Origin of the sequence: Streptomyces niveiscabiei, from assembly GCF_001419795.1 — a bacterium.
GTDB lineage: Bacteria > Actinomycetota > Actinomycetes > Streptomycetales > Streptomycetaceae > Streptomyces > Streptomyces niveiscabiei.
Map to the genome: position 1 here is coordinate 1 of NZ_LIRL01000458.1, position 6,866 is coordinate 6,866.

At 72.3% G+C, this 6,866-nt stretch carries 6 protein-coding genes and 1 pseudogene; 5 read left to right on the top strand and 2 right to left on the bottom strand.

Features of this window, described 5'->3' with window-relative positions; translation table 11 throughout:
• Positions 1–275: pseudogene (locus tag AOK24_RS22270) on the bottom strand (hypothetical protein); the annotation flags it as partial.
• 140 nt (positions 276–415) lie between these two features.
• Here AOK24_RS22270 and AOK24_RS22275 point away from each other — a divergent pair.
• From AOK24_RS22275 to AOK24_RS22285, 3 genes are all read left to right on the top strand, one after another.
• Positions 416–1,996 (top strand): IucA/IucC family protein, encoded by a 1,581-nt coding sequence (locus AOK24_RS22275; RefSeq protein ID WP_055721836.1) that lies wholly within the window; start codon positions 416–418, stop codon positions 1,994–1,996.
• 94 nt (positions 1,997–2,090) lie between these two features.
• Entirely contained in the window at positions 2,091–3,353 is a 1,263-nt protein-coding gene (locus AOK24_RS22280; RefSeq protein WP_055721837.1) for a VWA domain-containing protein, read from the top strand.
• Positions 3,353–4,138, top strand: a complete 786-nt coding sequence (locus AOK24_RS22285) for a hypothetical protein (protein ID WP_055721838.1) — start codon at positions 3,353–3,355, stop codon at positions 4,136–4,138. Before AOK24_RS22280 ends, AOK24_RS22285 begins: the two co-directional genes overlap by 1 nt.
• Positions 4,139–4,198: 60 nt before the next feature.
• Here the strand turns inward: AOK24_RS22285 and AOK24_RS22290 are convergent, their stop codons facing one another.
• Positions 4,199–4,825 carry a winged helix-turn-helix transcriptional regulator gene (locus tag AOK24_RS22290; RefSeq protein WP_055721839.1) on the bottom strand — a complete coding sequence of 209 codons (627 nt, stop codon included), beginning with the start codon at positions 4,823–4,825 and terminating at the stop codon, positions 4,199–4,201.
• An 81-nt stretch (positions 4,826–4,906) separates the two neighbouring features.
• Here AOK24_RS22290 and AOK24_RS22295 point away from each other — a divergent pair, with 81 nt between their 5' ends.
• Together AOK24_RS22295 and AOK24_RS22300 are read left to right on the top strand one after the other, a co-directional pair.
• A complete protein-coding gene (locus AOK24_RS22295; protein ID WP_055721840.1) occupies positions 4,907–6,115 on the top strand; it encodes a pyridoxal phosphate-dependent aminotransferase in 1,209 nt (402 codons plus the stop codon).
• Positions 6,116–6,192: 77 nt separating this feature from the next.
• The gene (locus AOK24_RS22300; RefSeq protein ID WP_055721841.1) at positions 6,193–6,807 is read left to right on the top strand and encodes a hypothetical protein; all 615 of its coding nucleotides are present in this window, start codon (positions 6,193–6,195) and stop codon (positions 6,805–6,807) included.
• Positions 6,808–6,866 lie beyond the last annotated feature (59 nt).

Here is a 6,866-nt window from a genome sequence, read left to right on the forward strand (position 1 = left end):
GAGTGGGGGCCGCCGCCCGGCTCCAGGTCCGCGCCCTCCTCAAGCCGTGCGCCGCCGTCCTCCGCGAGCGCCGGGCCGCCGGTCAACTCCGGTTCTGTCGGCCTGCGTTCGCCCCTCACCCTCAGCAGTCGTCCGCTCGGCAGGCGGTGGACGCCGGGGGCCGGGGTCGGGGTCGCGAGTTCCCGCAGGAGGCAGTTCAGCAGCGGCGCCGAGGCATACGCGTCGGGCGTCGGGGGGTGGGCAGTCACTCGGTGCACTCGTTCTCTACGGTCCATGCGGGGGGCTCTGCGGTCCCTGCGGGCGGGGGCGATCAGTATCGCCGTGGGCACAGCCTGCCATGACACCCTCCGTACGCTTCCGTCCGTATCGCCCGCAGTCCCGCCCCCGCAGCCGTCTCGCCCCTAGGAGCCCGTCCGTGCACCGTCCCCCCGCCGCCGAGGCCGCGATCGCGGCCGAACTGGCCGTCCACCGGCCGGACCTCGGCCCCCGGTACGCGGCCGAGCTGCCCGGTGCGCGCGCCGCCGTCCTGACCCGGCTGTGGCGTGCCCTCACCCACGAGCCCCTCCCCTGGATCGCCGCCCACGAGGCGGCCGGGGTGCTGCGTCTCGCGGACGGCCGCCGCCTGCACGGCCCAGCCCCGGACCCGTTCGCGACGGACGGGTACGTCGATGCCGTACGGCTGGACGGCGCCGGGTACGACGATCCCGCGCGCCTGATGACGGACCTGGGCGTTCCGCACGCGGCGGGCTTCGCGGCCGAACTCGCGCACAGCACGGCGTCGTTGGCGCTGTCCCGGGCGAACCAGGGGGCGCCCGGCGAGGGTTGGCCGGTCTCGGACTGGGAGTGGGAGCAGCGGGTGGTGGACGGTCATCCGTACCACCCCAACTGCCGTTCCCGGCCGGGCTTCTCAGTGGCGGAGCAGCTCGCGTACGGGCCGGAGCACCGCCCGGAGGTACGGCTGAGTCTGGTCCCCGTGCCGGTCGAGGAGTGCCTCGTGGCGGGCGAGTGGCCGGAGGAACTGCGGGACGGTGCGCGCCTGTTGATCCCGGTGCACCCTTGGCAGGCCCGGCACGTCCTGAAGCGTACGGCCGACGCGGACCTGACGGCGCGCCAACTGACCGACGCGGCCCGGGCCGCACGCGCGTCGGCCGGCGCGGGCCGCACGGCACACCCCTCGACCGACGCGGGCCTGACCGCGCACCCCCTGATGTCCCTGCGCACGCTGGCCCTCCCGGGCGGCGGCCCGCATGTGAAGACGGCACTCAGCGCGCGCCTGACGTCCTCCGTGCGGGACATCTCGATCGGCTCGGTGCTCGCCTCGGCGACCCTCTCGGCGTTCGCGGAGACGGTCGCCGCGCGCACGGGCGGCCTGCTGCACGTGACCCGCACCCCGGGCGCGGCGACGGCCGACTCCCCCGACCTCGCGGCGGTCTGGCGCGAGTCGCCGCAGCGGTACGCGGCCCCCGGCGAGCGCATCGTCCCGGTGGCGGCGCTCCCGTTCACCGGACTCCCCGCCCGGCAGGGCTGGTTGGCGGACCTCGCCCGCCTCTGCCTGACGGTCGGCCTGCAACTCCTCGACCTGGGGGTGGCGTTGGAGGCGCACGGCCAGAACCTCCTGGTCATCCTGTCGGCGGACGGCACCCCGCTGCGGCTGGTGTACCGGGACCTCGCGGACATCAGGGTCAGCCCAACGCGCCTGGCCCGGCACGGAATCGCACTCCCGGACCTCCCCGAGCGCATCCTCACGGACGACGTGACGGCCCTGCGCGGCAAGCTGTTCGGCTCGCTGGTGGCGGGCGCGCTCGGCGCGACGGCGGGGAGCCGTACGGCGCTTGCCGAGGCGCTGGAGGCGGCCGTGCCCGATCTGCCGCCGACGGGGGATCTCGCGGCCCTGTGTGAACAGCCGCTGCCCACCAAGGCGTTGACGCTGATGCGGCTGTCGCCGGGGGTGAGCGGGGACCAATGGGCGGCGCTGCCCAACCCGTTGAAGAACTGACCGTGTTTCCCCGGACGTTCCCCGGGGTTGTCCCGAAAGCCCCCTGCCGGGGCCCGTTTTGAAGCGGAGCGTCCCCGCTCAATAAGATCCGTCGATGATCAGAACACAACGGCTGGCGGCGGGAGTCTGCGCCCTGCTCGCCTCGTTCGCGGTCGGGCTCACGTTCCCGACCGCGGCGGCGGCCGACGAAACCACCGCTCTCTCGCCCAAGGTCGACCTCGTGCTCGACGTCAGCGGCTCCATGCGGACGAAGGACATGGACGGCGGGACGCGGATGGCCGCGGCCAAGCAGGCGTTCAACGAGGTGCTCGACGCGACCCCGGAGACCGTCCTGCTCGGCATCCGCACCCTCGGGGCCAACTACCCGGGCGACGACCAGAAGACGGGCTGCAAGGACACCTCGCAGCTCTACAAGGTCGGCCCGCTGGACCGCACCGAGGCAAAGGCGGCGGTGGCGACGCTCTCCCCGACCGGCTGGACGCCGATCGGCCCGGCGCTGCTCGCGGCGGCGGACGACCTGGAGGGCGGCACCGGTTCGAAGCGGATCGTGCTGATCAGCGACGGCGAGGACACCTGCGCGCCGCTCGACCCCTGCGTGGTGGCCCGGGAGATCGCGGCCAAGGGCATCGGGCTGACCATCGACACGCTGGGCCTGGTGCCCAACACGAAGATGCGCCAGCAGCTCAGCTGCATCGCGGAGGCGACCGGCGGGACGTACACGTCGGTCGAGCACACCACCGAACTCACCGACAAGGTCAACCAGTTGGTGGACCGCGCCGCGGCGCCCGTGGTGACGCCGGTCGCGACGACGGGCGGGGCGACCTGTGCGAGCGCGCCGGTCCTCAAGTCCGGTCTGTACACGGACCGTACGGAGTTCGCGCAGCAGCGCTGGTACAAGGTCGAGGTCAAGCCGGGCCAGGAGCTGCGGAGTTCGGTGAGCGTGTCGGCCGACCGGGCCGTGAACCCCGACTACGGGCTGCTGGTGCGGGCGGTGACGCAGAGCGGGCGGGAGATCGTGCGCGGCGAGGCGTCCGGCACGGGACGGACGGACGTGCTGTCCACGGGACTTCGCTACCCGAAGAAGGACAGCGACGAGGACGACGCTCCCGCCGAGACGGTGTGCGTCCAGGTCACCACCTCCTTCTCCCCGGCCGCCGGGGTGAAGACGACGCCGGGTCTGCCGCTGGAGCTGACGGTGGACGTGGTGGACGGGCCGTCGCAGGCGAGCGACGTCGCCTCGTTCGGCCTCGGCCGCGGCTGGTGGCTGCTCGGTGTGCTGGTGCTCGTCGGGTTCCTGGCGGGTGTGCTCTGGGGCTGGCTGTCGCGCTGGCGTGTCGCGGTGTGGAGGACCAACTGATGCGTGCTGTAAGGCTGTTGAGTGCCGCTCTGCTGACGCTGGGGCTCGCCGCGGCTCCGGCCGCCGCCGACTCCCCCTCCCCGAGCCCGTCCGGCGACGTCAAGGTGCCGACCTCGGCGGGCACGTCGTTCCGTACGGCGGCCGAGATCGAGCAGGGCCAGACCGCCACGGCCAGCGGCTCGACCGGTGACTACATGTACTGGTCGTTCCCGGCCGACGCGGGCCAACGCCCCACCGTCAAGGCCACGTTGAAGCTCCCCCAGGCCCACACGGGCCAGACCTGGCAGCTCGACGTGTACGACGGTCTGCGCCGCCGCCAGGCGTGCCAGTACGGCGCGCAGACCCACACCGCCGCGCAGGGCACCGAGTCCCTCGAACTCGCCTGCGTGCTGCGGACGGTGCGGTCCTGGTCGGAGCCGTGGGCCAACGACCCGCTGCCCGGCACGTATTACGTCCGTCTGACCACCGTCGGCGTGAAGACCGCCGACCTCGGGCTGCCGGTCTCCGCCGAACTCCGCGTGGATTCCCAGCACATCGGGGGTGCGGCGGCGGTCGACGGGTGGCTGTCCGAGCCGCTGGTGCCGGGGGTCGCGGTCACCAAGGCGGAGGACTCCAAGGCGACGCTGTTCAGCCTCGAACCCGAGGACGGGTGGGCGTCCGGATGGTGGTCGAGCCGGTGGGTGTGGACCGGAGTCGGTGCCATTCTGGCCGCGCTCGCCGGGATCGGCGGGTATGCGCTGACCCGGGGTACGGGGAGGCCGTCGCAGGTGCCGCCGGGCGCCTGATCTTTCCGTGACGGTTCATCAAGATGCCCACCTCTCAAGGGAGATGGGCATCTTGGCGTCTCATCCCTCCCGCAACGCCTTCGCGATGGCCCCCTCGCCGCTCACCTCGACGCGGCCCGCGCGCACGGCGTCCAGGAGGCTCAACTCCCCTTGCGCTATGGCCGTGCACGTCGACGTGTCGAGGACGAGACCGGCGTCCGCCTCGACGGGGGCGACACCGTCGCCGTACACAGGTCCCGTCACCTCACCGACGTACAGGTGGAACTCGCCTTCGTCCAACCGCACTTGGACGACACCATCCCCCTCCAAGGCGCGGGCGAGGGGCAGGGCGAACCAGTGGGCGCGGACCGCGTCGGTGGGGCGGCGGTCGTTCAGCTCGCTCTCGCCCCATGCGCCGAGCGCCTGGAGGACCGGCAGCAACTCCCGTCCGCGCGGGGTGAGTTCGTACACGTACGCCGCGCCGGGCGGGGGGAGCTTGCGGCGGCCCGCGATGCCGTCCCGCTCCATGTCCTTCAGCCGGGAGGCGAGGACGTCCGTGCTGACGCCGGGGAGGTCGGCGTGCAGGTCGGTGTAGCGGCGCGGGCCGGCGAGCAGCTCCCGGACGATCAGCAGAGTCCAGCGGTCGCCGACGACGTCGAGCGCGCGAGCGGCGGAACAGTACTGGTCGTAGCTTCGGCGAGGTGACATGCGACGCAGTCTAGACATGTTGTTGGACTTTCCAAGCTCCCACTTGGTAAAACCAAGCAACACGAGTTCCCGGAGGGACGCATGGAGTTCCGGCAGTCGAACAAGCTCAGCGAGGTCTGCTACGAGATCCGCGGGCCGGTGATCGAACACGCCAACGCGCTGGAGGAGGCGGGGCACAGCGTGCTGCGCCTCAACACCGGCAACCCCGCGCTCTTCGGGTTCGAGGCGCCCGAGGAGATCGTCCAGGACATGATCCGGATGCTCCCCCAGGCACACGGCTACACCGACTCGCGCGGCATCCTCTCCGCGCGCCGCGCCGTCGCGCAGCGGTACCAGAACCTCGGCCTCGAAGTCGACGTCGACAGCGTCTACTTGGGCAACGGCATCTCCGAGCTCATCTCGATGGCCGTCCAGGCGCTCATCGAGGACGGCGACGAAATCCTCATCCCCGCGCCGGACTTCCCCCTCTGGACCGCCGTCACCACCCTCGCGGGCGGCAAGGCCGTCCACTACGTCTGCGACGAGGGGTCCGACTGGAACCCCGACCTCGCGGACATGGCGTCGAAGATCACCGACCGCACGAAGGCCGTCGTGATCATCAACCCCAACAACCCGACGGGCGCGGTGTATCCGAAGGAGGTCGTCGAGGGCATCCTCGACCTCGCCCGGCGCCATGGCCTGATGGTCTTCGCCGACGAGATCTACGACCAGATCCTCTACGACGACGCCGTCCACCACTCGGCCGCGGCCCTCGCGCCCGACCTGGTCGTCCTGACGTTCTGCGGCCTCTCGAAGACGTACCGCGTGGCGGGGTTCCGCTCGGGGTGGCTGGTCGTGACCGGGCCAACTCAGCACGCGAAGAACTATCTTGAGGGCTTGACGATGCTGGCCTCCATGCGCCTGTGCGCGAACGCGCCCGCGCAGTACGCCATCCAAGCGGCTCTCGGCGGACGCCAGTCGATCAACGACCTCACGGCTCCCGGTGGCCGCCTCTACGAGCAACGCGACGTGGCCTGGCGCAAGTTGAACGAGATCCCCGGCGTCTCCTGCGTCCGCCCCAAGGGCTCCCTCTACGCCTTCCCCCGCCTCGACCCCAAGGTCTACCCCATCCACGACGACGAGAAATTCGTCCTCGACCTCCTCCTCCGCGAGAAGATCCAGGTCGTCCAGGGCACCGGCTTCAACTGGCCGGCCCCGGACCACTTCCGCATCCTGACCCTGCCGCACGCGGACGACCTGGAGGCGGCGATCGGGAGGATCGGGCGGTTCCTCAGTGGGTACCGGCAGTAAGGGCTCGGAGCCGTCCGTGGGCCGCCCCGGTTGTCAGACCCGCGTCGTAGCCTTCTGAGCAGGAGAGGAGGTACGACGTGATACGACCGCCGACGGCCGCTCAGCGGCGGGTGATCGACGCCGCCGAGCCGGTCACCGGGCGGCTGAAGGGGACGGCCGCGCAGCTTGAGGGGCTGGTGAAGCGGGGGCTCGCGTTCCGGCATCCCCGGCCGCCGCACGAGTACTTCCTGACCCCGGCGGGCCAGCGCGTGCGGGAGGAGCCCGTGCAGCGGACGGCTCCCGCGCCGCCTCCGGACACCGGGGTCTTCGCGGCGCGCGTCGGCGGGGAGGAGGCGCCCCCCGCGCGTACGCCCGCCCGCGCCCGCGAGGTGCACAGCGCCTGGCAGGGCCTGCTGGAACTACGCCGGATGACCGACCCTGACGGCGATACGACCCGCCCGTGCGCCTGGGAGCGCGCACACCTCGTCCGCGCCGCCGCACTGGCCCTCGAAGCGGCAGGCCGACACCCCGCCGGGCCGGACGGCGACGGCTACCGGGTCCGGGCCACACCCCAGCCGGAGGCGGTCGCGGTACACGGCCCCGAACCCACACCCTGCGCCCAGGCGCTGGAGGCGGCGGGCTGGCAGGTGAGCGAACACACGGACCCGCGATCACGGGAACGGTACCTACTGGCTTCGCCTCGCCGGAGGTGAGGCGAAGGCGACGCGGCCAAGGGGGAGGCTGGAGGCAAAGCGGGGCAGGGCCAGGGCTG